The 26,671-nt window shown below is 67.3% G+C and carries 21 protein-coding genes; 10 read left to right on the plus strand and 11 right to left on the minus strand.

From position 1 onward, the window contains the following. The first annotated feature begins 28 nt into the window (after positions 1 to 28). The 3 genes from B447_RS02505 to B447_RS02515 all read left to right on the plus strand — a co-directional run bounded on the left by B447_RS02505 (position 29) and on the right by B447_RS02515 (position 2,128). Positions 29 to 535 (plus strand): hypothetical protein, encoded by a 507-nt coding sequence (locus B447_RS02505; protein WP_002926240.1) that lies wholly within the window; start codon positions 29 to 31, stop codon positions 533 to 535. 46 nt (positions 536 to 581) lie between these two features. Continuing rightward, entirely contained in the window at positions 582 to 1,598 is a 1,017-nt protein-coding gene (locus B447_RS02510) for a class I SAM-dependent rRNA methyltransferase (RefSeq protein WP_002936106.1), read from the plus strand. A gap of 110 nt (positions 1,599 to 1,708) precedes the next feature. Further along, the gene (locus tag B447_RS02515) at positions 1,709 to 2,128 is read left to right on the plus strand and encodes a hypothetical protein (RefSeq protein WP_002926243.1); all 420 of its coding nucleotides are present in this window, start codon (positions 1,709 to 1,711) and stop codon (positions 2,126 to 2,128) included. 22 nt (positions 2,129 to 2,150) lie between these two features. On the opposite strand, the gene B447_RS02520 is transcribed toward B447_RS02515, so the two are convergent. The 8 genes from B447_RS02520 to B447_RS02555 all read right to left on the minus strand — a co-directional run bounded on the left by B447_RS02520 (position 2,151) and on the right by B447_RS02555 (position 13,982). Next, positions 2,151 to 3,476 carry an SIR2 family protein gene (locus tag B447_RS02520; protein ID WP_002936108.1) on the minus strand — a complete coding sequence of 442 codons (1,326 nt, stop codon included), beginning with the start codon at positions 3,474 to 3,476 and terminating at the stop codon, positions 2,151 to 2,153. A gap of 48 nt (positions 3,477 to 3,524) precedes the next feature. Beyond that, complete coding sequence (locus B447_RS02525; RefSeq protein WP_002936109.1) at positions 3,525 to 4,727, minus strand: hypothetical protein; 1,203 nt, start codon at positions 4,725 to 4,727, stop codon at positions 3,525 to 3,527. A 57-nt stretch (positions 4,728 to 4,784) separates the two neighbouring features. Next, on the minus strand, positions 4,785 to 5,363 hold the full coding sequence (locus B447_RS02530) for an NnrU family protein (RefSeq protein WP_002936112.1): 579 nt from the start codon (positions 5,361 to 5,363) through the stop codon (positions 4,785 to 4,787). Between the two features lie 114 nt (positions 5,364 to 5,477). Next, positions 5,478 to 7,817: an EAL domain-containing protein gene (locus B447_RS02535; protein ID WP_002936113.1), complete on the minus strand. Its 2,340-nt coding sequence runs from the start codon at positions 7,815 to 7,817 to the stop codon at positions 5,478 to 5,480. 267 nt (positions 7,818 to 8,084) lie between these two features. Beyond that, positions 8,085 to 9,377, minus strand: coding sequence for a nucleoside recognition domain-containing protein (locus tag B447_RS02540; RefSeq protein WP_002926251.1), 1,293 nt, complete (start codon positions 9,375 to 9,377; stop codon positions 8,085 to 8,087). Between the two features lie 101 nt (positions 9,378 to 9,478). Continuing rightward, positions 9,479 to 11,716, minus strand: a complete 2,238-nt coding sequence (locus B447_RS02545) for an NADP-dependent isocitrate dehydrogenase (RefSeq protein ID WP_002926254.1) — start codon at positions 11,714 to 11,716, stop codon at positions 9,479 to 9,481. 215 nt (positions 11,717 to 11,931) lie between these two features. Next, entirely contained in the window at positions 11,932 to 13,119 is a 1,188-nt protein-coding gene (locus B447_RS02550; RefSeq protein ID WP_002936116.1) for a YbfB/YjiJ family MFS transporter, read from the minus strand. A gap of 89 nt (positions 13,120 to 13,208) precedes the next feature. Beyond that, positions 13,209 to 13,982 (minus strand): hypothetical protein, encoded by a 774-nt coding sequence (locus B447_RS02555; RefSeq protein ID WP_002926259.1) that lies wholly within the window; start codon positions 13,980 to 13,982, stop codon positions 13,209 to 13,211. Positions 13,983 to 14,154: 172 nt separating this feature from the next. Between B447_RS02555 and mscK the strand changes: the two genes are divergently transcribed. After that, entirely contained in the window at positions 14,155 to 17,508 is a 3,354-nt protein-coding gene (gene mscK, locus B447_RS02560) for a mechanosensitive channel MscK (protein ID WP_002936118.1), read from the plus strand. Between the two features lie 15 nt (positions 17,509 to 17,523). Here mscK and B447_RS02565 read toward each other — a convergent pair whose 3' ends face one another. Further along, complete coding sequence (locus B447_RS02565; RefSeq protein ID WP_002926263.1) at positions 17,524 to 17,898, minus strand: hypothetical protein; 375 nt, start codon at positions 17,896 to 17,898, stop codon at positions 17,524 to 17,526. Positions 17,899 to 18,062: 164 nt separating this feature from the next. On the opposite strand from B447_RS02565, the gene B447_RS02570 reads away from it, so the two are divergent. Further along, the gene (locus B447_RS02570) at positions 18,063 to 18,725 is read left to right on the plus strand and encodes an ABC transporter ATP-binding protein (RefSeq protein ID WP_232431453.1); all 663 of its coding nucleotides are present in this window, start codon (positions 18,063 to 18,065) and stop codon (positions 18,723 to 18,725) included. Continuing rightward, positions 18,722 to 19,519 carry an ABC transporter permease gene (locus B447_RS02575; RefSeq protein ID WP_002936121.1) on the plus strand — a complete coding sequence of 266 codons (798 nt, stop codon included), beginning with the start codon at positions 18,722 to 18,724 and terminating at the stop codon, positions 19,517 to 19,519. The genes B447_RS02570 and B447_RS02575 overlap by 4 nt, the downstream gene beginning before the upstream one ends. Positions 19,520 to 19,627: 108 nt before the next feature. Here the strand turns inward: B447_RS02575 and B447_RS02580 are convergent, their stop codons facing one another. Further along, complete coding sequence (locus B447_RS02580) at positions 19,628 to 20,689, minus strand: AbrB family transcriptional regulator (RefSeq protein WP_002936124.1); 1,062 nt, start codon at positions 20,687 to 20,689, stop codon at positions 19,628 to 19,630. Beyond that, a complete protein-coding gene (locus B447_RS02585; protein WP_232431455.1) occupies positions 20,690 to 21,850 on the minus strand; it encodes an ABC transporter substrate-binding protein in 1,161 nt (386 codons plus the stop codon). A gap of 96 nt (positions 21,851 to 21,946) precedes the next feature. Between B447_RS02585 and B447_RS02590 the strand changes: the two genes are divergently transcribed. The 4 genes from B447_RS02590 (at position 21,947) to B447_RS02605 (ending at position 26,663) form a co-directional block, all read left to right on the plus strand. Then, a complete protein-coding gene (locus B447_RS02590) occupies positions 21,947 to 22,636 on the plus strand; it encodes a response regulator (RefSeq protein ID WP_002926268.1) in 690 nt (229 codons plus the stop codon). Between the two features lies 1 nt (position 22,637). After that, entirely contained in the window at positions 22,638 to 24,146 is a 1,509-nt protein-coding gene (locus B447_RS02595; protein WP_002936132.1) for a sensor histidine kinase, read from the plus strand. A 152-nt stretch (positions 24,147 to 24,298) separates the two neighbouring features. Further along, positions 24,299 to 25,342, plus strand: a complete 1,044-nt coding sequence (locus tag B447_RS02600) for a porin (protein WP_002936133.1) — start codon at positions 24,299 to 24,301, stop codon at positions 25,340 to 25,342. A 31-nt stretch (positions 25,343 to 25,373) separates the two neighbouring features. After that, entirely contained in the window at positions 25,374 to 26,663 is a 1,290-nt protein-coding gene (locus tag B447_RS02605; protein WP_002936134.1) for an ATP citrate lyase citrate-binding domain-containing protein, read from the plus strand. The last annotated feature ends 8 nt before the right edge of the window (positions 26,664 to 26,671 follow it).

Here is a 26,671-nt window from a genome sequence, read left to right on the forward strand (position 1 = left end):
GGCCTCATCCCAGACCAGGAAGCCCGGCATGGCCTCATCCTCGACACCCTCCTCCCGCAGCGCGGGCGCACCCGCAGCGCGCCAGGCGCGCCTGGTTGCGCTCATTGTCGGCGGCCTTTTCCTGCTGCTGATCGTGGCCTTCGTCGCCATGGTGTTCACGGTGCGCGACGAGGCCCGCCTCAACGCCGTGGGGCCGATCCCCCCGGCGCCCGGCGCCGAGCGCGGCGGACTGGTGTTCCACGGCACGGCGAACATCTGGGAAGTGCGCGGCCGCATGACGCTCGACGCCGAGCGTCAGGTGAGCTTCAGCTTCGACCTCATCGGCCCCACTGCTCAGCCTGCACCCGCCACGCTGGCGTTCGACCTCAGCCTCGACATGCCCGACCACGACCGCGCGCCCATCCCGCTGCAGCACACGCTCGCCGGCCCCGGCAGCTATGTCGCCAAGGCGGCCCTGCCCGAACCCGGGCGCTGGCGCCTGCGCCTGCAACTGCCCGAGATCACCGGTCTGTTCGAGTTCGAAGTCGATCGCTGAAGCCTCGCCCTGGGGCATACTGGCGCGCCCAGCGCCGGAGCGCCCCATGTCCTCGACCCTCACCGACCTGCTCGCCACCGCGCTCGCCGCCCGCGCGCCCCTGATCGAGCGCCTCGCCGCCGAACACACCGACGCCTACCGCCTGTTCCACGGCACGGTCGAAGGCGAGCCCGGTCTCACCGTCGACCGCTACGGGCCGATGCTGCTGGTGCAGACCTTTCACCACCCGCTCAGCCTCGACAGCCTCGCCGAACTGCAGGCCTTCTACGCCACCGCCCTGCCCGGCCTGCCGCTGATCTGGAACGATCGCAGCGGCAAGCATTCGCGCATTGCCAACCCACTGCCGCCCGAACAGCAGGCGGTCGCCGAAACACCCTGCGAGTTCTCCGAACTCGGCGTGCGCTACCGCTTCCAGGCCCGCCACGCCGGCCAGGACCCCTGGCTGTTCCTCGACCTGCGCGCCGCACGCCGGCGCATCATGCAGGAAGCGCCGGGCAAGTCCTTGCTCAACATGTTCGCCTACACCTGCGGGGTCGGCATCGCCGCTGCCAAGGCCGGCGCACGCCATGTGATCAACGTGGATTTCGCCGAATCCAGCCTTGCCGTCGGCAAGGACAACGCCCGCCTCAACACGCTGGCAACTCGCCCGCGCTTCATCAAGTGCGACGCCTTCGCCGCCCTGCGCCAGTACGCCGGCATCGGCCAGCCCCGGATGGTGCGCGGCAAGCACCTGCCGCCGTTCCCCGCCCTCGAACCGCACCGCTTCGACATCGTCTTCGTCGACCCGCCGCGCTACGCCAAGAGCCCGTTCGGCGTCGTCGACCTCATCAACGACTACGCCGCCCTGTTCAAGCCCGCGCTGCTCGCCACCGCCGAAGGCGGCACCCTGGTGTGCTGCAACAACGTCGCCCAAGTCGATCGCGAGGCCTGGCTCGACCAGCTCGAACGCAGTGCGCGCAAGGCCGGCAGGCCGCTGCGCGAGGCCGAATGGATCACCCCCGAAGACGACTTCCCCAGCCTTGACGACAAGCCGCCGCTGAAAACGGTGCTACTGCGCGTGTAAGCGACACATACGCCGCGTGCAGACACGCACAGGACTGAGCTGTAACGGTGAACAATGCGTTTTATTGTTGATCTACAATCACTTGCACCGTTTCATTCAGAGTTTTTCTCATGATCCGCCTGTCCACGATCGCCATCGCTACCCTACCTCTCCTGCTGTCGGCCTGCTTCAGCTCCGTACGCCCATCCCCGGTCGCCCAACTGCCGGACGCGGGCCCGGCGCACCGCAACGGACAGCTCGACTTCGCGCTTGCCAGTGGCGACTACGGCTGCGAGCACGGTGTGCGCGTGCAGGTTCGGCGCGACATGCAGGAGCGCATCAACAACCGCATCCAGCTCGGCTGGAACGGCAATCAGTACCTGCTCGAGCGCGACCTGTCGCACTCCGGCCTGCCACGCTTCGAGGACCCCGCCAGTGGCCTGGTGTGGATCGACCTGCCGTGGAAGAGCGTGCTGCTCGATGGCCGCAGCCACAAACCCATCGCCAGCGAATGCCGGCAGGTGCCGGTGCGCGTGGCCAACAGCGGCTAGACCACGAGCGGCCACACCACGCTCAGGCCAGCCGGCGAATCAGGCCCGCAATCTCGCCAAAATCGTCAAACCAGAGCGGGCGCACCCCCATCGAGAGATAGGGCGCCGAGGCCAGCGCAAGCTCCATCGCGCTCGCCTCGGAATGGCGACAGGACCCTGGCCACTTCAGTAGCGCGTAGTGGTAACGCCCGGGCAAGACCTTCGCGGCATCGCGCAGCAGCCGGTTCATCTCCTCGTCCGCAAACGAGCAACCGACGTACAGCGCATGATGCACGGGGTTGGCGAGCCAGCGTGCGAAAACCTCGCCGACGATACCGGCGCGGCTGCCGCCATACGTGCACTCGTACTGGCTGGTGGAAAACACGAAGCGCACATGGGTGATCAGGAAAAGCCTCCGCGGCGTGTAGCCATGCACATGGTAGATACCCTGATGCAAGGCGTGCTGGCCCTGCTCTCGCGCCAGCGTGTTCGGGTCGCCAGCGAGCTCATCTCCGCGCATTGCGTAGGCCGCACGCGCGAGTCCGGCCTCATCGAGCGCCTCGCCCATCAGGTCGTCGAAGTTGTAGGTGATGATCGCGTCCCAGCCTGGCAGCAACCCGCCACGATCGGGCACATTGACTGCCGGCGCGAGTTCGGCAATCGCACGATGGATCAGCCCTGGCCGGCGATCGTTCTCGTAGAGGATGTCCGTAAGATCGGTAAACAGGTGCTGGCCGAGAAAGTCGTAGCAGATCTGCGCCCCCTCCATCAGCGCCTCGGTATCGGCCTGGCCCGCCTCGATCGATGCCAGTACGGCACGTGCGCGCAGGTCCTCGCCGGCCGCCAGATGCTCGACAGCGGTGACCACACGCTCGAACTCGGCGTTCTCGCGCGTACCGCCCGGCCGCGGCCGCATCTCCGTCTGCTCTCGTCCGCGCTCGATCACTCGCAGCAGCAGGCGTCGCACCAGTTCGGCCCACGACGGTCCACCCGCGTCCATCGTCGCGCCGGCGCCGATCACCACCGACAGACAGGACGCTCGCCGCATCCACTGCATGAGGCCGATGTCGAGTTCCCGCTGTGCGGGCCCGAGCGCCTCACGAAAGCGCTCCGCGTTGAGCGACAGCCAGCGCGCCTTCAGCTCGACCTCGCCCCGGCGGTCTTCGTCCACGGACAAGCCGAAGCGCTGGGCCAGCGCCTGCGACATCTGCAGCGAGCGATACAGGCCGTTGATCTGGGTCTCGATCTCGAAGAACGCAGCGCCGATCTCGTCACGCTCGACAAGATCGGCAAACAGCTGCGGCTCCCAGCTGCGTGCGGTAAAGAACGCCCGCCAGGCGTGCGCATGCTGCGATGGTCCGACATACATGGCGCCCACCTCCTGGTCGTGCCGGACGCAGCACCGGCCTGCCGCGTCCTACATCAAGAGATTGCTCGGATTGCGGCACGCCTGGGCCGCCCCCGCCCGCGGAGCCTGTCCCGAGAGATCGATGGTAGCGCCATAGTACGAGTTGGCATTTGCCGTCGGCGCAACGCGCTGCGCCACCTCGAGCCTGAACGGCGCGCGCCCTGGAGCCACGCCGGAAAAAACGCGCTGCCACTCTCCGCTGCCGAACTCCTCGCAGGCGATCTCGGTCAGCTGCACACCACGCGCACGCATCGCACCGACGATGTCATAGGGTGGCTCAGCGCCGACTGCCATCCAGTTCATGGCCAGTGTCCTGGCCGCGGGCGAACCGCTGACCGACACCTCGAACCTGCCCAGCTTGCCGCTCGCCGACAGTTCGCGCGAACTCGCCTTCGCTGCCCAGCGCACACCGCCGAGACGTTGGCGCAGGGCGGCGACGGGCAGCGCCTCGCCCGCTGCCGCCGGCAAGGCGGCCAGCAGGGCATCGGTTGCCGCCGCACTCGCGCCGATCTTTTCCCAGTCGGCTGCGCATTGTTCGTCTGCCCAGCGCGCCGCATCCGCGCTGAGCGACACATAGAAGTGGCGGCAATCGGCCAGAAAACGCGGCCGCGCCTCGGGCTGGACCACCAGCGGTGGCGGGGCCGGACCAGCAGCAGCCGTATTCCCTGCCGGCGCTGCAGCTACCGCCGCCGTGGCTGGCCGAGGCGCCGCAGCCTTGCCCTCGCTGGCATCGCTGACGGCAACCGCCTCGCCAAAACCATGGCCATTCCAGGCCAGCTGGGCAGCGCACTGCGTACTGGCGCTGCTGCCCGGCCCACAGGCCGCACCACGGCGCGCAATCTGCACCTTGGCTGGCTTGCCGGCGAGTACACGGTAGGCAATCAGCTGATCCGAATAGACCCGGCGTGCATTGTTGCGCGCGTCGACGACGAAGATATCGACCCGCGCCACACCCCCCTGGCGGAACAGGCCGGGGCGGCCGGTGCAATCGTAATCGCCTTCGGACAGCAGGTAATCGAGGCGGCCGTCGCCGGTGAAATCCTGTGCAACGACATAACGCCCGCTGCCGGCACGCCCGCCGGCTGCAGTGCAGCGGCGGTCCAGGTCGTTCATGTGCGTGAGCACGACGGCAGGAATGGGCGGGCGGGCCTGCGCCAGGACGGCGGAGGATATGCACGCCCCGACCAGGACGGACAAGAGGAATCTGCGCATGGCGGCGGCCTCCAGGCTGTTGCTGCAGCCTAGACGCCAGCCCCGCAGCCGGCAAGCTCAGCCGAAGGGCGCCACCCCGAACAGCCAGGCGTGCAGGTAGCGTGCAAACACGAACCAGACCCCGGCGCCGATCAGCACGGCGAGCGCGTCGCGGCCGAGCGCGCCATCCGCGCGTACCACGCCATGTGCGCGATCACGCTTGCGCGCACTGGCGAACGCGGCGATCGACCACACCAGGAAACTGCCGAACAGCAGCACGTCTGCCAGCGTACCGTTCGAAATCAGATGCGCCAGCGCCCACAGCTTCACCCCCGCGCTCATCGGGTGGCCGAGCGCCGACTTCATGCGCGTGCCCGGCAGGTAGGTCGCCACCAGCAGGATGAAGGCCGGCAGCAGCAGCAGGGCTGCCAGATGGCGCGTCCACACCGGCGGGAACCACAGGTACACCGGGTCGTAGCGCGCCTGCGCGTAGCCCCAGACAATCAGCACCAGGCCAATCACCGAGACGATCGAGTAGGCCAGCTTCCACTTTGCGGCGCCGTAGTGTGCGATGTACTGGGCGCGGTTGTCCTCGGCAACGATGCGCGCCGAATGCGTACAGAGAAACAGCACCAGGCCGATGATGAGTGCGGTCATGAAACAGGTCTCCAGCGTTTGAATCGAGCGAGTCAGACCCCGTCGATCGAATTTCGCTCCCGATCGACGAGCCCGTCACACTATGGCCCGCTCGGGCAGACCACGACAATTCGCTTAACGCCTCTGCGCGCCGCCACTTGCATGCGCAGTGATGAGCACGTAACACAGGCGCGCGTCGTCCGCGACCCTGGAGAAGGTGAGCGGTGATGCGGCCTTGTCGTCCTCGCCGGCAAGCGAGCAACCGGGCAGTGACTCGAGGTCATGCACGACCATACCCCAGTCGACAAACACGCGACGGGCCGCCGAGCCCTCGACGACGACGCGGATGTCACGGTGCAGCGGATCCTGTCGAATCCTGCGCATGAGCGCTTCGACCGCCTCGCGCTGGCCCTCAATCATCTGCATGAACTCACCGTTCATGTAGAGCAGGCAACCGGACAGCCCCTCGAGACGATTGCGGCGCTGCATCACCTGCCGCAACGCCTTGAGCGTATCCGTTCCGACCTCCACCTGTGCGCGGCTCACATAGATGAGGTAGTAGAGCGACGGCGCGTTTGCCTCTCCCCCATCAGCCTGCTGAGCCTGGAAGTGACGCGCGAAATCGGCCTCGATGAGAGGGCGGTAGAAATGGTAGCCCTGCAGCATTTCACAACCGCAGGCGCACAACTCCTGCCGCTGTGCATCGTTCTCGACGCCTTCGGCGACAAGCTTCAAGCCCAGCGCTGCGCCAAGGCCGGCCACCGCGCGGATCACGGCACGGTTTTCCTCGCTCCGTTCTAGACCGTCCACGAAGGCGCGGTCAATCTTCAGCACATCTACCGGGAGCCGTGTCAGCTGCGACAGCGACGAGTAGCCCGTGCCGAAGTCGTCGACGGCCACGCGCAGGCCGAACTCGGCCAGGCGCCGCAATACGCGCAGATTCGCCTCGACATCGGCCATCAGCGCGGTCTCTGTGATCTCCAGCAGCAACCGCGAAGGGTCCGCCCCCGTGTCGCGCAGGATGGCGGCGAACACCTCCGGCAGATTCTCCTCACCCAGTTGGCGTGCCGACAGGTTCACCGAAACATACGGCGCCTGCTCGCCCCAGCGCTGACGCCAGCTTGCCTCGCAGCGGCAGGCCTGCCTCAACACCCACTCACCGATCGGCACGATCGCACCACTCAGTTCGGCAATGGGAATGAAGATGGCCGGCGACACTTCGCCCGTCGGCGGGTGCCAGCGCAGCAGGAGCTCTGCGCCCACAATCCTGGCCGTTTCCGCCGCCACGATGGGCTGGTAGCGCAGGGACAACTCGTTGCGCTCGATCGCCAGGCGCAAACCGGTACTGATCATGAGCCGCTGACGCGCCTTCTCCTCCAGCCCCTCGCTGAAGAACTGCCAGCCGTCCCCGCTGCGGGCCTTCACTGCATGCATGGCCGTATCGGCATGACGCAGGAGGTCGTCCGGGGCGTGGGTGGTGCCGTTACCAACCGCGATGCCGATGCTGGCAGTGACGTACAGGGCGTTGCCGTCGACCTCGATCGCCAAGCGCAAGGCGTCGTTGATGCGTTCGGCCAGCACCGACATGCTGGTCGGTTGCTCGACCTGCTCGCACAACACCACGAACTCATCGCTGCCCAGACGCGCAACTGTGTCCCCGGGCCGAATCTGTTCGATCAGGCGCCTCGCGACCGTCTTCAGCAACTCGTCACCGGCTGCGTGGCCATGCGCACCGTTGATCAACTTGAAGCCATCCAGATCAATGAAGAGCAAAGCCACGATCAGGCCGCTGCGCCGCGAGCGTTGCAGCGCATTGGTGAGACGGTCCCGGATCAGCGCGCGGTTCGGAAGTCCTGTCAGCGTATCGTGGGTTGCCTGCCAGGTCAGGGTAGCCTCGGCCTCCTTGCGCTCGGTGATGTCACGCAGGGTGACCACCAGCAACCAACCCCGACCGTCATGGAACTTCGCGATCGAGGCTTCGAGCGGAAAGAAGCTGCCATCCTTGCGATAGCCGGTGATCTCGTTGCGCCGACCCATGCGGCGCTCGGTTTCCTCACTGTCGATGAAGGCCTTGACCAAGGCCGTATGGCGCTCACGAAAATGCGGGGGTACGAGGTGATGAACCGACAGGCCGACGAGCTCGCCAGCCTCGTAGCCAAACATCGCCTCCGCGCTGAGGTTGCACTGGCTGATCACGCCTTCGCCATCGGTCGTGATGATCGCCATGTCGGCCACCGACAGGATGCGCTGGGCCGACTCGAGGGGCTGCCGGCTGGCGCCGATCTCCGCAGCGAGCCGGGCCGTCAGCGCCGGGCTTGGCAGCTCGAGGCCCCGCTCCTGGTCGATCTCGGCCTGATAGCGCGCAGGGATGCGCGGCTCGATGCAACCGAAGTGCTCGACGATCTCGAACACCCCGTCGCGGGTGCAGCGTGCCAGATGGACATTGACGCTTGCATGCTGGGTCACGGGATCCATCCGGACTTCGCCCTGCGGACCACTTACCTCGACTCGGCGCAGGCAATCGTCGCCGCGGCGACGATCTCCGGGCCATAAAGACTGACCACGCCACTCAAGGGAGCCATCAAACCGATGCGAAACTTACCGCTCAAAACGTTCAAGCTCCATATTCGTGATGCTGCGCGCGAGCCCCAAAAGCTAGCATCCAAGCGCCAAAGCGCCTCGCGATTTTGTCACATCATCAAGAAATCAACATTTTTTGGAACACAAGCCAGCACGACGGAACTACAGGAACAGGTAGGAGCAGATCGCTACCGCGGCTGCCACCGCGACCACGTCCGCGGTCAGCGCCGCCGCCAGGGTGTGGCGGATGCGGCGGATCTGCACCGCGCCGAAATACACCGCCAGCACGTAGAAGGTGGTCTCGGTCGAGCCCTGCAGCGTGGTGACGAGGTAACCGACGTAACTGTCGGGCCCGATCGCCGGGTCGTTGATGATCGAGGCCATCACGCCGTAGGCGCCCGAACCGGACAGCGGGCGCAGCAAGGCCATCGGTAGTGCCTCCGGCGGCAGGCCGACGCGGGAGGTGAGCCCGCCGAGCAGGTTCACCATCACGTCCATCGCCCCGCTGGCGCGGAACATGCCGACCGCGACCAGGATCGCAACCAGGTAGGGAATGATGCGCAGCGCCACCTGGAAACCGTCCTTGGCGCCGTCGACGAAGACCTCGTAGATGCGCACCCCGCGCAACACGCCAAAAAGCAGGAAGCCCATCATCAGCCCGGGGATGATCCACGGCGAGATCACGCGCCCCCATACGATGGTCGCGGGAATGAGCGCGATGATGGCGCCCAGGGCGAGGACGGACACCCACAAGGGGTAAGCGCCGGGGTCGTCCACCGCCTCACGCGCCGGATCGTCGGCCACCCAGGGCCGCTCCATCGCAGCGGCGGCCGGATCGACCGGGCCAAGGGCCGAGAAGCGCTTGTAGATCAGTGCCGCGGTGATGGCGGCAATGGTGGCGCACACGGTCGCGAACAACGTCGTCGGCAGGATGGCAGCGGGATCGGCCGAGCCGGCCGCAGCGCGGATGGCGATGACGCCGGTGGGCAGCAGCGTGATGCTGGAAGTGTTGATGGCAAGGAACAGCGCCATCGAGTTGGTCGCCGTACCGGGCCGGGTATTGAGCTTGTCGAGCTCCTGCATGGCACGGATGCCGAAAGGCGTGGCGGCATTGCCCAGGCCAAGCGCATTGGCCGACAGGTTGAGGATCATCGCCCCCATCGCCGGATGGTTGGGCGGTACCTCGGGGAACAGCCGGGTCATCAAGGGCCGGATCAGGCGCGCGATGATCACCAGCAGCCCGCCAGCCTCAGCCACCTTCATCAGGCCAAGGAACAGCGTCATTACCCCCACCAGGCCGAGCGCGAGTTCCACCGCGCCGCTGGCGGACGAGATCATGCCTGCGGACAGCACCTCCATCGGCGACTGCACGCCGTCGACCGGGACGTGGCTGAACTGCCGCCAGGCGGCGGCGACGAAGGCAATGAGGACGATGCCGAAGAAGATCCCGTTCATGACCGGAAAGATATCGAAACCAAGAAAAAACGCGTGGGCGAACCGCTCGGCGGCTCGCCCACGCGTCTCATTGCTGCACGCCGGTCAGGCCGGCGCCTGCATCAGGCCCCTGCGGCACGCAGGATGCTGTTGAGCGTGGCGCTCGGACGCATCACTGCCTTGCACTTCTCGGGGTCGGCCTTGTAGTAGCCACCGATGTCAGCGGGCTTGCCCTGAACTTCGGCCAGTTCGGCGATGATCTTCGCCTCGTTGTCGGCCAGGTCCTTGGCGAGGGGCGCGAACTTCGCCGCCAGTTCTGCGTCCTCGGTCTGCGTAGCCAGGCGCTCGGCCCAGAACTTGGCCAGGTAGAACTGGCTACCGCGGTTGTCGAGCTGGCCGGTCTTGGGCGAGGGCGACTTGTTCTCGTCGAGCAGGCGGCCGGTCGCTTCGTCCAGGGTCTTGGCGAGCAGCTTGGCCTTGTCGTTGCCGGTCTTGATGCCGAGGTCCTCGAGCGACACCGCCAGGGCAAGGAACTCGCCCAGCGAATCCCAGCGCAGGTGGTTCTCCTGCACCAGTTGCTGCACGTGCTTGGGTGCCGAACCGCCGGCGCCGGTCTCGTACATGCCGCCACCGGCCATCAGCGGAACGATCGACAGCATCTTGGCGCTGGTGCCCAGCTCCATGATCGGGAACAGGTCGGTGAGGTAGTCGCGCAGGATGTTGCCGGTCACAGAGATGGTGTCGAGGCCGCGGATCACGCGCTCGAGCGTGTAACGCATCGCACGCACCTGGCTCATGATCTGGATGTCGAGGCCTGTGGTGTCGTGCTCCTTGAGGTAGGTGCGCACCTTCTTGATGAGCTCGTTCTCGTGCGGACGATAGGGATCGAGCCAGAAGATGGCCGGCATGCCGGAGTTGCGCGCGCGCGTGACGGCGAGCTTGACCCAGTCACGGATCGGCGCATCCTTGACCTGGCACATGCGCCAGATATCGCCCTCTTCGACGTTCTGCGACAGCAGCACCTCGCCGGTGTCGAGATCGGTGATGTTGGCCACACCGTCTTCGACGATCTCGAAGGTGCGGTCGTGCGAGCCATACTCCTCGGCCTTCTGCGCCATCAGGCCGACGTTCGGCACCGTGCCCATCGTGCGCGGGTCGAAGTTGCCGTGCCACTTGCAGAAGTTGATCATCTCCTGGTAGATGCGGGCGAAGGTCGATTCCGGCATGACCGCCTTGGCGTCGTACTGCTTGCCGTCCGCACCCCACATCTTGCCGCCCTGGCGGATCATCGCCGGCATCGACGCGTCAACGATGATGTCGTTGGGCGAGTGGAAGTTGGTGATGCCCTTGGCCGAATCGACCATGGCCAGCGCCGGACGATGCTCCTGGCAGGCATGCAGGTCGCGGATGATCTCGTCGCGCTTGGATTCGGGCAGGGTCTTGATCTTCTCGTAGAGGTCGACCATGCCGTTGTTGACGTTGATGCCCAGCTCTTCGAACAGCTTGCCGTGCTTGGCGAAGGCGTCCTTGTAGTAGATCTTGACGCAGTGACCGAAGACGATCGGGTGCGAGACCTTCATCATCGTCGCCTTCACGTGCAGCGAGAACAGGATGCCGGCCTCGCGGCAGTCGTCGAGTTCCTTCTCGTAGAACTCGCACAGTGCCTTCTTGCTCATGAACATCGAGTCGATGATCTCGCCTTCGAGCAGGTCGGTCCTGGGCTTGAGCACCACGGTCTTGCCCGACTTGGTGATCAGCTCCATCTTGACCGAGCGTGCGCGGTCGAGCGTCATCGACTTCTCGCCGTGGTAGAAGTCGCCGTGGTGCATGTGCGAGACGTGGGTCTGCGACCACTGCTTCCACTCACCCATCGAGTGCGGGTTCTTCTTGGCGAAGTTCTTGACCGCGGCCGGTGCGCGGCGGTCGGAGTTACCTTCGCGCAGCACCGGGTTGACCGCAGAACCGAGGCAGCGGCCATAGCGCGCGCGGATGTCCTTTTCCTCGTCCGTCTTCGGATCCTCGGGGAAGTCGGGGATCTTGTAGCCCTTTTCCTGGAGCTCCTTGATGCAGGCCTTGAGCTGCGCCACCGAGGCACTGATGTTGGGCAGCTTGATGATGTTGGCGTCGGGCTCGAGGGTCTTCTTGCCCAGCTCGGCGAGCGTGTTGGGCACGCGCTGATCTTCACTCAGGTACTCGGGAAACTCGGCAAGCACACGCGCCGAAACCGAGATGTCGGCCTTCTCCACCTCGACGCCTGCGGGTGCGGTGAAGGTGCGGACGATCGGAAGGAACGCGCACGTCGCCAGCAGCGGCGCCTCGTCGGTGAGCGTGTAGATGATCTTCGAATTCCCTGCAGACATTGTTTCCCCCTGGACCTTGATCTTGTGGTGACGAACGATGGCCGGCCCCTCATCGCCCCTGTAGGAACGTGAGGACCGTGCGCGCAGCAGACGCGAAAAAATAGCACGCGCTGCGCGCGCATTTTCGCACTTCACGGCCATGGAGGGGAAATTTGTGCGGCCCCCGATGGATCAGGCGGCGGCGCCTCGCAACCCGGGTTGGCCCCTGCCGCGGCTCAGGCCCGCGCACCCTCGCGGTCGCGGCGCTCCACCGCCTTCAGCATCAACAGCAGGATGGTGCCCACCACCATCATGGCGGCGGCAAAGTACAGGCCACCCGCATAGCTGCCGAAGGTGGCGCCCAGCCAGCCGGTGACCGCCGGGCCGAGGATCTGCGCGACGCCGTAGGAGATGGTCATCTTGCCCATCATCTTCGCTGGCCGCGTGGGGTAGTAGCGTCCGGCCATGGTCAGCACCAGGCTCACCATGCCGACGAAGGTGCCGCCGAAGAGCAGCGCGCCTGCGATCGCCCCCACCATGCCGCCCACCACCACCGGCAGCAGGATGCCGACGATCTGCAGCACGGCGGCAAGGATCAGCGCATTGAGGGCGCCTGTGCGACGGGCGACGAAATCCCACACGATACAGGCCGGCATCGCTGCCAGGCCGATGGCAAGAAAGCTCCAGCTACCCTGGCCTTCCAGCCCCGGCAGGCGGTTGACGATGGCGACGATGAAGGTCGCGCTGACCACGAAGCCAATCCCGGCGCAGAAATAGGACGCCATGAAGATGCGCATGAACAGCGGGCTGGGCGGGTCGTCGTGCATGGGTGCGCCGCTCCGCGTCACCCCGCTGGTATCAGGCGCCGGTAGCCAGGACAGCGCCGGCACCAGCAGCCCGCAGGCGATCACCGTGAAGACGAACCACTGCGCACGCCAGTCGAGCCACTGGCTCATCAGCGCCACCGCCAGCGAACAACCCGCGATGCCCAGGCCGATGCCGGCGAAGTGGATACCGAGCTCGCTGCGGTGGTTGTGGCGGATCAGCCAGTTCAGGATCAGCCCGGTACCGAGCAGCATCGACGCCGCGCTCGACAGCCCAGCCAGGTAGCGCGACGCGGCCCATACCCAGAAATCGGTCGTCAGCCCCATCATCACCGTGGTCAGCACCGCCATCACCATGCCGATACGGTACAGGCGGTCCTTGAGCACCAGATTGCTGATCGATGCCGCGAGCAATGCACCGCTCAGATAGCCCAGGTAGTTGATCGCCGCCAGCCAGCCGCCCTCGGCAAGCCCGAGGCCGGCCTGTGCCTGCATCAGCGGCAGCAGGGGCGTATAGGCGAAACGTGCTACGCCGAGCGCAAGCATCAGGCTGAAGATGCCGGCGCCGAGCACCTTCATGCGTTGGAACTGCTCATCCATTGTTGTTGTTTTCCGTCTCTCTTGGGGCACACACCATAGTCTGCGCAGGACGCAGACTCAAGCACCGGGCGCGGCCGCCCGCGCCCGCGCTAGGCGCCTTGCCCCCGCGGCGACAACAGCAGCCGCCCGGCCTGCAGCATCCCCCACATCACCAGCACAGGCAGCACCAGCGTCTGCAGCAGGAACACCACCGCGATGCGGATGGTGTGATCGACGATGCGCTCGGCTGCTGCCTTGAGCGCGTCGATCCGCTCGCGCACCTCCCACCAACGCAATTTCGCCGCCTCCTCGGCCACCGGCAGCGCGCCGAAGGAGTCGGCCGCCTGCTCGATGCCCTGCTGGTGCACGCGGTACTCGTCAGCCATGAAGGCCTGGAAGGCATACTCGCTCGTCAGCGCCGCCACCGGCACGATGAAGCGCACCAGCAGCAAGGCCACCAGCACCCGCGACAGCCAGGCCGGCGGCGGCCCGCGCAGGCAACACACGGCCCAGGCCACCGCGACCACGGTGAGGGCCGCGGCCACCAGCCAGCCCGCACCGATCTGCATCAACAGCAACTGTGCGCCAAACGCGATGCTCGCTGCCAACATCAGGGTGGAGAACTGCTCGATCAGGTCATTCACCGGGTCCAGCACCTGGCCGGGCGCGAGCTTGACACCCACCACCACGCCCCCGCTGACTTCGGTGCCCTGCACCACCGAGATCACCGCGTTCAAGGCGCGCGCCGCGGCGAAACTCGCCACCGCACGCTTGAGCCCCGCCTCGGCGTGGGCCTCGGCGATCTGATCGAGCGGTTTCAGCCACGCCAGCGCGGCAATCAGAAGCACCAGCAGAGGCAGGATCAGGCGAACAGGTGATGGCATGGCGGCGATTGGCGGCAGGTTGATCGAGTGCTCTCGGTGAGTGGGGTCACGACCGGAAAGAGTTCCGGGGCGCTGCCGTCGCGCCGACCCACACCCACCCATGCTGGAGGAACACTGCGCTCGCCGCGCAGCAGGGTACACTCCGCTCTTGCCCAGATCGCTCCTTACGCGCATGCCCTCGTTCCCGCACCTGGTCCGCCTTCTCGTCCTCCTGCTCCTGCCACTGCTCGTATTGCGGGCAGCGGCAGAACCGCCCCTGCCGCCGGCGGCCAAGGAATTGCAGGCTCGCGCCGCTGCACTGGCGGAGCGCCAGCTGCCCGAATCCGAGCGCCAGGCGGCTCAGCAAGCCCTGGACCAGGCCTTGTCGCGGCTCGCCGCCGCGGAGGATTACCGCCAGCAGCTCAGCACGCTGAACGAGCGCCTGGCCGCAGCCCCCCGGCAGATTGCCACTGCACGGACTCAACTGGATGCGTTGCAGGCCAAGGCGGAGCCTGACCAGGCTGCAGCCCTCGGCCCGGAGCTGTCCGCCGGTGTGCTCGAACAACGCCTGGCCGAGCGCAATGCCGAACTCAGCCAATGGCAGCGCAGTCTCGATGAGGCCGACGCACTCTTGCTGAGTGCCCGCACTGGCCCGGAGCGCGCCCAGACCGAGATCAGCACCAACCAGACACGCATGACCGCCATCGAGGCCGCCCTGTCCGCCAACCGCGAGCAGGGCCCGGGCCGCGAGGCCCGCTCGCTGACCACCGAGCGGCGCGACGCGCTCGCGGCCGAATGGCATGCGCTCGACGCACAGAACCGCCTGCGCCAGCTCGAACTCTCGGGTAGCAGCGTACTGCAGGACCTCGGCCAGGCACGGCGTGAACTCGCTGCCGAGCACCTTCGCCGCCTCGGCGCCGAGACCCACGCACTGCAATCCGCGATCAACGCACGGCGCAGCGCCGACGCAGTGGAAACCGTGGAGGCGCTCAGGCGCGAGCAGGCCCAGACACCCGACACCGGCGGCCTGATCGCGCGCGAGATCGCTGCCAACCAGCGTGTGTCCGAATACCTGCTGCGTGCCACCGAGCACCTCAACACGCTCACCCAGCGCAATCTGGCAACCCGCCAGCAGCTCGACAGCCTCAACCGCGCCGGCACCATCATCGACGAGCAGATCAACGTACTGCAGGGCAGCCTGCTGCTGTCGCGCATCCTGCTCGAGCAGAAGCGCGCGCTACCGCAGCCGCGCGTGGACAAGCAGCTCGCCGAGCAGATCGCCGACATCCGCCTCTACCAGTTCGAGGTCAGCAAGCAACGCGAACAGCTCGGCACCCCCGCCGCCCATGCCGAACGCCTGCTCGCCGAACTGCCGCCTGAGCAGGCCGACGAGACCATGCGCAGCCAGCTGCTCGGGCTGCTGACGGCACGCGCGGAGCTACTCGAACGGCTCAACCGCGAACTCAGCGCCGTCCTCAACGAATCGATCACACTGCAGCTCAGCGAACGGCAGCTGCAGGCCACGGCAGACCGCCTGCGCAGCACGCTGGACGAGCAGATGTTCTGGATCCCCAGCAACCGCCCGCTCGATGCCGCCTGGGTCATGGCCGTTCCTGCCGCGCTGCAGGCGCAGCTGGCCGCCATCCCGTGGCAGTCGGCGAGCACGGAACTGTGGGCAGGTCTCAAGGCTCGTCCGCTGCTGTTCTTGCCGGTGCTGCTGCTGACCCTGTGGCTGTTGTCGCGGCGGCGCTGGCTGCGCGCCCGGCTGGACGGTCTGCATGCAGACATCGGCTACGTGCGCCGCGACAGCCAGCTGCACACGCCGCTCGCGATCCTGTTCAACATCCTGCTCGCACTGCCGGTGAGCCTGCTGCTCGCCCTCGCCGGGCTTGCCCTGCAGATGGACGCCCGCGGCCAGAACGCCAGCCTGGGCGCCGCCCTGCTGCAGATGGCCCAGGCCTGGCTGGTGTTCTACACCGCGTATCGCGTGCTCGCGCCCGCTGGCGTCGCCGAGCGCCACTTCCGCTGGCCGCTCGAGCGCGTGCGCGAGCTGCACCGCCACATGCGCCACCTCGGCCTGGTCGTGCTCGCGGTGGTGGCGGTGGTCGCCATGGCCGAACGCCAGCCCGAGGCGCTCGCCAACGACGTGCTCGGCATCCTGATCCTGCTCGCCGGCTACGCCACCATGGCCTGGCTGATGGCGCGCCTGCTGATCCACCGCTCGCAACAGGACCGGCCCTCGCCGCTGCGCGTCGCCATCGGCGTCGCCCTCGGACTGATGCCGCTCGCCCTCATCGCGGCCCTGCTCATGGGCTACTACTACACCGCGCTCAAGCTCACCGGGCGGCTGATCGACACCCTGTTCGTGCTCATCCTCTGGCGCCTGGTCGAAGCCACCGTGATCCGCGCCCTCGGCGTCGCCGCCCGCCGCCTCGACCACCAGCAGGCGGTCGCGCGCCGCGAAGCCGCCGAGCGCGAAGGCCTGCCCGGCGCCGACACCGACGACGGCATCGAGCCACCTCGCTTCGACATCGATCGCATCAGCCAGCAATCGCTGCGCCTGCTGCATCTGGGCCTGCTCGCCGGGCTGCTTCTGAGCCTGTACTGGGTATGGGCGGACCTCATCACGGTGTTCGCCTACCTCGACAACATCACCCTGTACGAATACGCCAGCGGCAGCGGCGACACCGCCAGCGTCACCCCGATCAGCCTGCGCGACCTCATCGCCGCGCTGGTCATCGGCAGCATCGCCTTCCTGCTCGCGCGCAACCTGCCTGGCCTGCTCGAGGTGCTGGTGCTGTCACGGCTGCAGCTGGCGCAGGGCAGCGCCTACGCGACCACCACACTGCTGTCCTACGTGATCATGGCGGTGGGCATCGTCGCCACGCTCGGCTCGCTGGGGGTGAGCTGGGACAAGCTGCAGTGGCTGGTGGCAGCGCTGTCGGTGGGCCTGGGCTTCGGCCTGCAGGAGATCTTCGCCAACTTCGTATCCGGCCTCATCATCCTGTTCGAGCGCCCGGTGCGCATCGGCGACACGGTCACCATCGGCAACGTGTCGGGCACGGTCACCCGCATCCAGATCCGCGCCACCACGATCACCGACTTCGACCGCAAGGAAATGATCGTCCCCAACAAGGCCTTCATCACCGGCCAGCTCACCAACTGGTCGCTCACCGACACCGTCACCCGCATCACGGTCAAGGTGGGCGTGGCCTACGGCTCGGACCTCGAGCTCACCCGCAAGCTGCTGCTACGGATCGCCGAGGACAACACGCGCGTACTCAAGGAGCCCAAGCCGCTGGTGTTCTTCCTCAGCTTCGGCCCCAGCACACTCGACCATGAACTGCGCGTGCATGTACGCGAGCTGGGCGACCGCAACGCCGCCATCGACGAGATCAACCGCGAGATCGACCGCCTGTTCAAGGAGCACGGCATCGAAATCGCCTTCAACCAGATGGATGTGCATATCCGCAGCATCGACGGCAAGGAAGCGCGGCTGCAGACCATCGAGGCACCGCGGGCCGGCGGCGGCGGCGAGTTGAAGTGAGGGCGGGCGGCCTGCTCAGCGTCCGCGCTCGTCCTGGCCCGCGCCGTCCTCGATCTTGACCTCGCGAATCACCTCGCCCTCGATGATCAGGCCACGCGCGGCCTGCGCCCCGCCGGACTCGCCCGCACGCATGCCGGCCTCGGCCATGCGCGCATCCATCTGCTCACGCATGGCCTTGCGCAGCGCGCGCGTCTTCCACCAGAAGTAAGCCCATACGACCACGCCAACGGTGATCACCACGGCGAACAAGGCCACCGAGAAGGTCAGCGCCAGCACGAACACCCCGAGCGCCGCCACACCGCCGACGATCTTCTGCCACAGCGATGGCGGCGTGGCACTGCCACCGCCAACATTGAGGAATACACCGGAGAAACGAGGATCCTTGTGCATGAACTTGTCCTGAAGTGAATGCGCAGTATGCGCCTGCGTCGCGTCTTGGCAGATCAGAGCGCTGCGCGGAAGAAAGATTCCGCATCATCGCGCACGCGGATTGAGGCTATGCATTCTCGCGCACACGCGCCCTCGGCACCTAGCCAAAGCACGACGAACACCGATTGAAAACCCGCGTGCCGCGCGGGAAGATGGCGGCCATGGCAACGCTCGCCCTGCACCAGTTTCAAGCCTTGCACGTCGGTCCGCTCGATCTCACCGTCGGCGCGGGCGAATGCGTCTGCATCCGGGGCGCCTCGGGCAGCGGCAAGTCCCTGCTGCTGCGCGCCATCGCCGACCTCGACCCGCACCAGGGAGAGGCCTGGCTCGACGGCCGTCGCTGTTCGGCCATGCCGGCCCCGAGTTGGCGGCGACAGGTCGCACTGCTGGCAGCAGAAGCCCAATGGTGGTCGGATACGATCGGCGCCCACTTCAGCACGGGCTGCAAACCCGTCTGGCTGGACAGGCTCGGCCTCCCACCGACCGCCCTTGATTGGGAGGCCGCACGCTGCTCGACCGGCGAACGCCAACGCCTGGCGCTGCTGCGGACCCTGATGCAAGGTCCCGCCGCGCTGCTGCTCGACGAGCCCACCGGCAACCTCGATGAGGACAGCACGGCGCGCGTCGAATCATTGCTCGACGATTACCGCCGCTCGACCGGCGCCGCCCTGTTGTGGATCAGCCACGATCCCCGCCAGGCATCACGCGTGGCGCAGCGCTGCTTCCTCCTCGTGGACGGCCGCCTCACGGCCGAATGCACGACCACAGCGGAGCCAGCCCGATCTTGATCACGCTCTCGGTCTTCGACCTCGCGCTTGCTGCCGTGCTGATACTGGCCCTGGCCGTGCTGTCACTGCGCCTCCAGTTGGGCATCGAGCGCCGCCTCCTGGTGTCGGCCATGCGCACCACGATGCAGCTGCTGCTGATCGGCCTGGTGCTCAAGCTGCTGTTCGACAACGCACATTTCCTGTGGGTGGCGATCATGGCTGCCATCATGATCACCGCAGCCGGACACGAAGTCATGGCGCGCCAGAAGCGCCGCTTCGCAGGCGGCTGGGGCTTTGGCCTGGGCACGCTGTCGATGTTCGTTTCCTCATTCACCGTCACCGTGCTGGCCCTTGTCCTGGTAATCGGCAGCACGCCGTGGTACGCCCCGCAGTACGCCATTCCGCTGCTCGGCATGGTACTTGGCAACACCATGAACGGCATTGCACTCGGGCTGGACCGCCTGACCCAGGAGGCAAGCACAAGACGCGCCGTACTCGAAACCCGGCTCGCGCTCGGCCAGGACTGGAACGAGGCCATCGCCGACAGCCGACGCGAGGCAATTCGCGTCGGCATGATCCCGATCATCAACGCCATGGCTGCAGCCGGCATCGTCAGCCTGCCGGGTATGATGACCGGTCAGATCCTGGCCGGCACGCCACCAGTCGACGCCGTGAAGTACCAGATCCTGGTCATGTTCCTCATTGCAGGCGGCACCGGTTTCGGGACCGTGGTGGCCGTCAGCCTGGGCGCGCGCCGCCTGTTCGACGAACGCCAGCGCCTGCGCCTCGATCGCCTGCGGGCCGCCACGGATTAGCGCCTGTGAGCGCTTAATCCATCCAAGACGAACTTGGTCAAATCTACATGGCGCATCCATCTGCTCCGCGCATGCGCCCTGCTAACCACCCCAGGTCGACTGCCTTGCTCAGGTCTCCACCATCCGCCGGAACGCCCCGAAGCTCCACTGCGCACCCACGGTCAGCACCACCACGCGCAGCACGTGGCAGACGGTGACCAGCGGCACGCCGAGCTGCAGCACCTTGGCAGTGATGCACATCTCCGATACCCCGCCCGGCGCAGTCGCCAGTATCAAGGTCGGCAGCGGCACCCCCGAAGCCAGTGCGAGCAAAGCGGCGAAAGCGCCGGCAAACACGATCGACATTACCGCAGTCAGCCCAGCCACCGCCATGAAGCGTGGCGCAGCACGAAAGAACGCACGCGAGAAGCGGCAGCCCAGCGCGCAACCGATCAGCAGCTGTCCGCCGTTGACCACCCAGACGGGCAGGGCGGACAGCGGAACCCCAGCGAGCGTCGCGACTGCCACACCGAGCAGCGGACCAAGCACCCAGGCGTTGGCAATGCGCAACAGCTTGAACGCCGCCACGCCAAGCAGGCTCGCCACCACCAGCTGCGGGAAATGCCGGGCATCCACGGCCTGGGCGATCGGCACGTAGAGATCACTGCCGTGCACCCCACCAAAGGTGAGCGCGAAGGGCAGTAGCGACACCACCATCATTACTCGAATAGCATGTGCTGCGGCAATGCGATCCACCGCGCCGCCGTAGCGGTCAGCGAGATTGGCCATCTCGGAGGCACCGCCGGGTAGCGCCGCGAAGAAGGCGGTTGGCGTATCGACGCCACCCAGGCGACGCATGATCAGCGCACAAAGGACACCGAGCACGAGCGAACCGACTGCAGCAGCCACCACCAGCGCTGCATGCAGGCTCAGCTGCGCCACGACCTCGGGACTGAAGTACAGGCCGAGTGCGGCACCGATCGCCCATTGCCCGCTCTGCCGACCACCGGGCAGCGGGCGCAGCTCGATGTCGGCCATGCGCACGGCGGCGACGGCAAACAGCGGACCGATCATCCACGGCAGCGGCAGGTGGAAGCGCTCGGCCAGCCAGCCGGCGACGGCCGCGAGCACAAGCGTGGCCAGGACATAGCGCCACGAAGCGCCGCTGTTCTTCTGTGTTGAGGACGACATCTAGGGTTCGACGGACGGCCGTGTGGCAGCGTCCCATTGGCGCAGGAAGGCCTGGCGCTTGGCCTGGTCCTGGTAGGTGAGCAGTCCCGAGCCGATGCGGATCGGGCGGAAAGCATGGCGCAGGTTCTCATGCAGCAGGGCAGCCGCACTGTCGGCCCCCGCCGTGCCGGCATCGGCACGTACCGGCAGCAGGCCGAGGTGCTCGGCGAGCAAAGCCTGTCCGCGCGGCGACAGCAAGTGGTCCAGCCACAGCCGCGCCGCGGCCGGATGGCGGGCATCGCGGGCGATGAAGGCAACCCGGCTCAGCACCAGGGTATAGTCCTGCGGCCACACCACGCCGAGCACCGCCTCGCTGCGTGCGCGCTTGTGCGCATAGGAACCGAGCACGTTGTAGGCCAGCACCAGCTGGCCTGCGGCGAGACGGTCGAGCATGTCGCGGCTCGAGCTGTGCTGCTCCAGCCCCAGCTCGCCCATCCGGCGCGCCAGCTGCCAGAACACGATCGGGTTGGCTTGTGCATCCTGGGTATGCAGCAGCAGGCCCAGGCCGGAGCGCTCGGGATCATAGCTGGCCAAGCGCCCAAGCAGTCGTGAAGGCTGCTCCCCGAGCAGACGGATCAGCTCGGCATGGGTGTCAGGTACCTCGGCCTCAGTCAGCAGGCGCTTGTTGTAGACGATCGCCGCCGGCTCATAGGTAGTGCCGAAAGCCTCGTCCTTCCATACCGCCCAGCGCGGCAGCGCGGCGGTCTCGGGCGAGCGGTGGGGCTGGGCATAGCCATCGTTGACCAGCTTCACCTGCAGGTCCATGGCCGAACTCCACACCACGTCTGCACCTAGCGTACCGGCTGCACGCTCATCCACCACCCGCTGGTAGAGCTCGTTCGAGCTCAGGTCGTGGTATTCGACGCGGATCCCTGGGTGCAAGGCCTCGAAGTCGTCGAGGATGGGTTGCACCACATCCTGGTCAGCCGCCGCATACACGACCACCACGCCTTCACGCACCGCCGCCTCGCGCGCATCGGGCGCCTGCCGGGCGAGGGCGCTGCCCGCACACAGCATGGCCAGCCCGAAAACCGCCACGCGCAGCCCGCACAACGCCTCACGGCAAGCTCGGACCATCGCCATCACGGCGCCGGCGCCGGTCCTCGTCCGCACTGTTCTCATATCCCGATCTCCCTGCAAGTCGGCGGCTTGGACGCCATCCGCCTTTGCCCCGATAATCGCCGACACGCCTTTCGATTCACTTTCACCGGAACGCCAATGCGCCTGCTGCTGGTCGAAGACCACGCCGAACTCGCCGAGTGGGTCGCGCGCTCGCTGCGCCAGAGCGGCTTCGTGCTCGAGGTGCTTGGGCGTGGCGACCATGCCGACCAGGCCCTGCGCAGCGAGCGCTACGACGTGGTGATCCTGGACCTCTCCCTGCCGGGTCTCGACGGCCTGGACGTGCTGCGCCGGCTGCGCACCCGCGAGAGCCGTGCCGAAGGCAGCACTCCCACCCCGGTGCTGGTGCTGACTGCCCGCGGCAGCACCGAAGAACGCGTCGAAGGCCTCAATCTCGGTGCCGACGATTATCTGACGAAACCCTTCGAACTCGCCGAGCTCGAGGCCCGCATCAAGGCCCTGCTGCGCCGCGCTGGCAACCAGGTGCCGCGGGTGCGCCTGGGCCGGCTCGAGTTCGACACCACCAACCGCATGGCGACGGTGGACGGCCAGATGCTGGCGCTGACGCCGCGCGAGCTGGCGGTGCTCGAGGTGCTGCTTTCGCGCGTCGGCCGCCCGGTGGCGCGCGAGGCCCTGTTCCAGAAGGTATTCGAGTTCGACGCCGACGCCCGCGTGGAGGCCATCGAGATCTACGTCTCGCGCCTGCGCAAGAAGCTCGAAGGCGCCGACGTCGTCATCAACACCTTGCGCGGGCTCGGCTACCTGCTCGCCGAACGGCCGGCGCCCTGATATGCGCGCAGCCCCCAGGGCCGAGCAGGGCGGACGCGCGGATGGCGCCGCCGTCCAGGGTGACGGCGAGGCTGCGGCCGCAGCCGTCGAACCGGCCGTGTCGCGCCGCCACGGTGGTAGCCTGCGCCGTCGCGTCCTCGGCTGGCTGCTGCCCCCGCTCGGGCTCATGCTGATCGTCAGTGCTTGGTTGAGCTACCGCGGCGCACTCGACGCAGTCAACCAAGCCTACGACCGCACGCTGACCGCCTCGGTGCGAGCGATCGGCGAGCGCACCCACTCGCTCGAGGGCGAGATCCAGGTCGACATTCCTTACGCTGCCTTCGAAGGCTTCGAGGACAGCGCCGCCGAGCGTATCTTCCACGCCGTGTTCGACGCCGCGGGCGTGCTCGTCACCGGCTATGCCGATCTACGCCCGCCCACGCTGCCCGCCGGCGAGGGCATGGTAAGGATCTTCGATCTCGCCTACCGCGGCGAGACGGTGCGCATGGCCGCCATGTACAAGCGCCTGTACGACCCCGCGCTGGAAGGCGGCGACGCCGTACTGATCGTGTTTGCCGAAACCACCGGCGCGCGCGAGACCCTCGCCCGCGAACTGTTCATCGCCAGCCTGCAACGCCAGTCGGCCCTGGTCGCCGTCGGGGCGGTGCTGGTGCTGCTCGCCCTCGGCACGGCGTTTCGCCCGCTGGTGGCGCTGCGCGACCACATCCGCAACCGCGACGAGGAAGACCTCACCCCGGTGCGGGCCGACGGCGTGCCGAGCGAGGTCGCGCCTCTGATCGACGCCATCAACCACCACATGCAGCGCCTGTCGGCCATGCTGGCCGCACGCCGACGCTTCCTTGCCGACGCCGCGCACCAGATCCGCACCCCGCTCGCGGTCCTCACCACCCAGGCCGAGTACGGCCTGCGCCAGACCGACCCGGAAGAGATGCTCAACACCTTCGCCAGTCTGTTGCGCAGCACCCGCGCCGCGCGCAGGCTGGCCAACCAGATGCTCACCCTGTCGCGCGCCGAGGCGGCCAACGGCCTCATCGACGAGCGCGCGCCGCTCGACCTCGCCGGCCTGGTCAAGGACGTAGCAATGGAGCTCGCCCCGCTCGCCCTCAAGCGCAGCATCGACCTCGCCTACGAAGGCATCGGCCACGCGCTGATGATCGAGGGCAACGCGCCAATGCTGCGCGAGATGGTCTCCAACCTGGTCGACAACGCGATCCGCTACAGCCCGCCCGACTCGGCGGTCACCGTCGCTGTCGCCGCCTTCGACGGCGAGGCGGTGGTGAGCGTATGCGACCAGGGGCCGGGCATTCCCGAGGCCGAGCGCGAACGCGTGTTCCAGCGCTTCTACCGCATCCTCGGCCAGGGCGACAGCGACGGCAGCGGCCTAGGACTGGCCATCGTGCGCGAGATCGCGCTCGCCCACGATGGCCGCATCACGCTGCGCGACGGCGAGGGCGGGCACGGCCTGTGCGTGGAAGTGGAGCTGCCGCTCGGGGCCGCCCCGGCACCCTGAATTGTCGACGACAGCCCTGCAACGGGCGCAGTCATCGGTCCATCCTCCTCACGGACCGGCAGCAGTGAAAGGCGATCGAAAGGCGACGGCGCTGCAATGCGGGCCGCGCCAACGTGTCTGGCGCGCCCACTCACAAGATCGAGGAGACTTCCATGCAACGCCTTTCCAAATCGGTCCTGCTGGCCGCCGCCGTCGCCACCCCGTCGCTCGCGCTCGCCCAGTCCAACGTCACCATCTACGGCCTCATCGACCTCAACCTCAGCCATGAGCGATCGGGCGACCAGCGCTACGAGGGCGTCCACCACGGCGAGCTCAACGGCTCGCGCCTCGGCTTTCGTGGCAACGAGGACCTCGGCAACGGCATCAAGGCCGTGTTCGTGCTCGAGAGCGGCTTCGACCCCTCGACCGGCCTCGCCGAGCAGGGCGGACGCCTGTTCGGCCGCCAGTCCTTGGTCGGCCTCGAGAGCAGCCTCGGCCGCCTGACCCTGGGCCGCCAGTATTCGCCCGCCTTCGTCGCCCTCGACCCCTTCGACGCCACCGGCAACGCCGATCGCAGCGCCGGCCTGCTGCTGCGCAAGACCGGCGCCGTAAAGCCGGCCTACGAGGTGCGCTTCGACAACATGGTGAAGTACCGCTCGCCCAAGCTTGCCGGCTTCGAGCTCGATGCCGGCTACTGGCTGGGCGAGAAGGTCGCCACCACGTCCACCGCGCGCAAGGAAGGCGACGGCCACGGCCTCAGCCTGCTCTACGGCAACGGCGCCTTCTCCGGCGCGCTCACCACGCAGAGCGTGCAGCGCGACGCCAGCGGCGGCAAGGTGCGCACCAGCGGCGTCGGCCTGGCTTACGACTTCGGCATCGTGAAGCCGTACTTCGCCTGGTCGCAGGACAAGGAGAGCGGCACCGTCGGCAACGGCAAGGCCCGCACCTGGGCCGTGAGCGCCGAGATCCGTCTGAACCCTGCGAACACGGTCGCGCTCAGCTATGCCGATCGCGACGAATCGGACGGCGCCGCCGGCGAGGACGCCAGCGGCTGGTCGGCCTACTACCTGCACGCCCTCTCCAAGCGCACCACGCTCTACGCCGGCTACTCGCAGCTCTCCAACGAGAGCGGTGCCAACTATGCAATAGGCAACATCACGCCGGCAGCCGGCGACAACCACCGGGTGATGATGGCCGGCATGCGCCACCGCTTCTGACCCTCGACAACCGCACACTGGAGAACCCGACATGAACATCACGGGAATGCTGTACGGCGCGCGTCTGCTGCAGTTCGCCGACTTCCCCACCGCCGAGGTGCTCGGCCCGGACGCCAGCGAGGAGCAGATCAAGGCGCTCATCGAGCGTCACGGCTCGGTCTTCGTCAAGCCGCTGTTCAAGGGCGGTGTCGGCAAGAAGGGCAAGGCCGGCCTCATCGGGCGTGCCAAGGACCTGCGCACCGCGCTGGCCGAGAAGGAGCGCCTGTACTTCGTCGAGCATCGCCACGGCCACCAGGTGGCGAAGGCCAACGGCGTCACCTTCGAAGCTGCGGTGCCGGCCGAGCACGAGGTCTATTTCTCGATCACCGACTCGACCGAGTTCCGTGCCCCGACCATGACCCTGACCCACCGCGGCGGCGTCGACATCGAGGAACTCGACAAGTCGCAGGTCGCGCGCGTGCCCTTCGACCCGCTCACCGGCCTGAAGGCCTTCGTCGTCGCCAACGCGCTCGCCGACATCGGCGCGCCCAAGCAGATCATCTCGCCGCTGGTGCAGCACCTGCCGCGGCTGTGGGAGCTGTACCACGACTTCGGCATGACCACCCTCGAGCTCAACCCGATCCGCATGCGCCCCGACCGCCGCGGCCGGCTCACCCCTGTGGCCTGCGACTTCAAGTGCGGCTTCGACCGCGACGATCCGCGCTGGCACCGGCTCAACCTGCCCGCCCACCTGTTCGCAGTGGACTATTCCGACTTCGAGCAGGAGATCAACCAGCTGCGCACCCACCAGGGCCAGAGCGACGTCTACGTGATCAACGCCGGCGGCACCATCCTCGCCCCCACCTTCGGCGGCGGCGCCAACTCGCTGGTCACCGAGATGCTCGGCGACGACGCCATCATCTCGTCCGACTTCGGCGGCAACCCCCCCTACGAGAAGATGAAGTCGGTGGCGTCGATCTGCTTCAAGCACTGGCTGCGTCAGGCCAACGTGCTCTTCATCATCGGCGGCAAGTCCAACAACACCGACATCCACGAGACCTTCCGCGCCATGGCCGACGCGCTGCGCGAGCACTTCGGCAGCCATGGCCCGACGCCGCTCTACGTCGTCGCCGGCCGCGGCGGACCGAACCTGGTGCGCGGCATGGGCGTGCTGCGCGACACCTGCGAGGCGCTCGGCCTGCCCTACCGCCTGTTCGGCTTCGATTCGGCGATGAGCGAGGTGGTCGACTACGCCCGCGAAGCCAATGAATGGATGAAGGCCGGCGGCCGCGACGCCGTCGCCGCGCGCCTGGGGCTCGCCCCCGCGGCCACGGCCGCCTGAGCCCCGAC

The sequence above is a fragment of the Thauera sp. 27 genome (assembly GCF_000310125.2).
In the GTDB taxonomy this organism is placed as follows: domain Bacteria; phylum Pseudomonadota; class Gammaproteobacteria; order Burkholderiales; family Rhodocyclaceae; genus Thauera; species Thauera mechernichensis.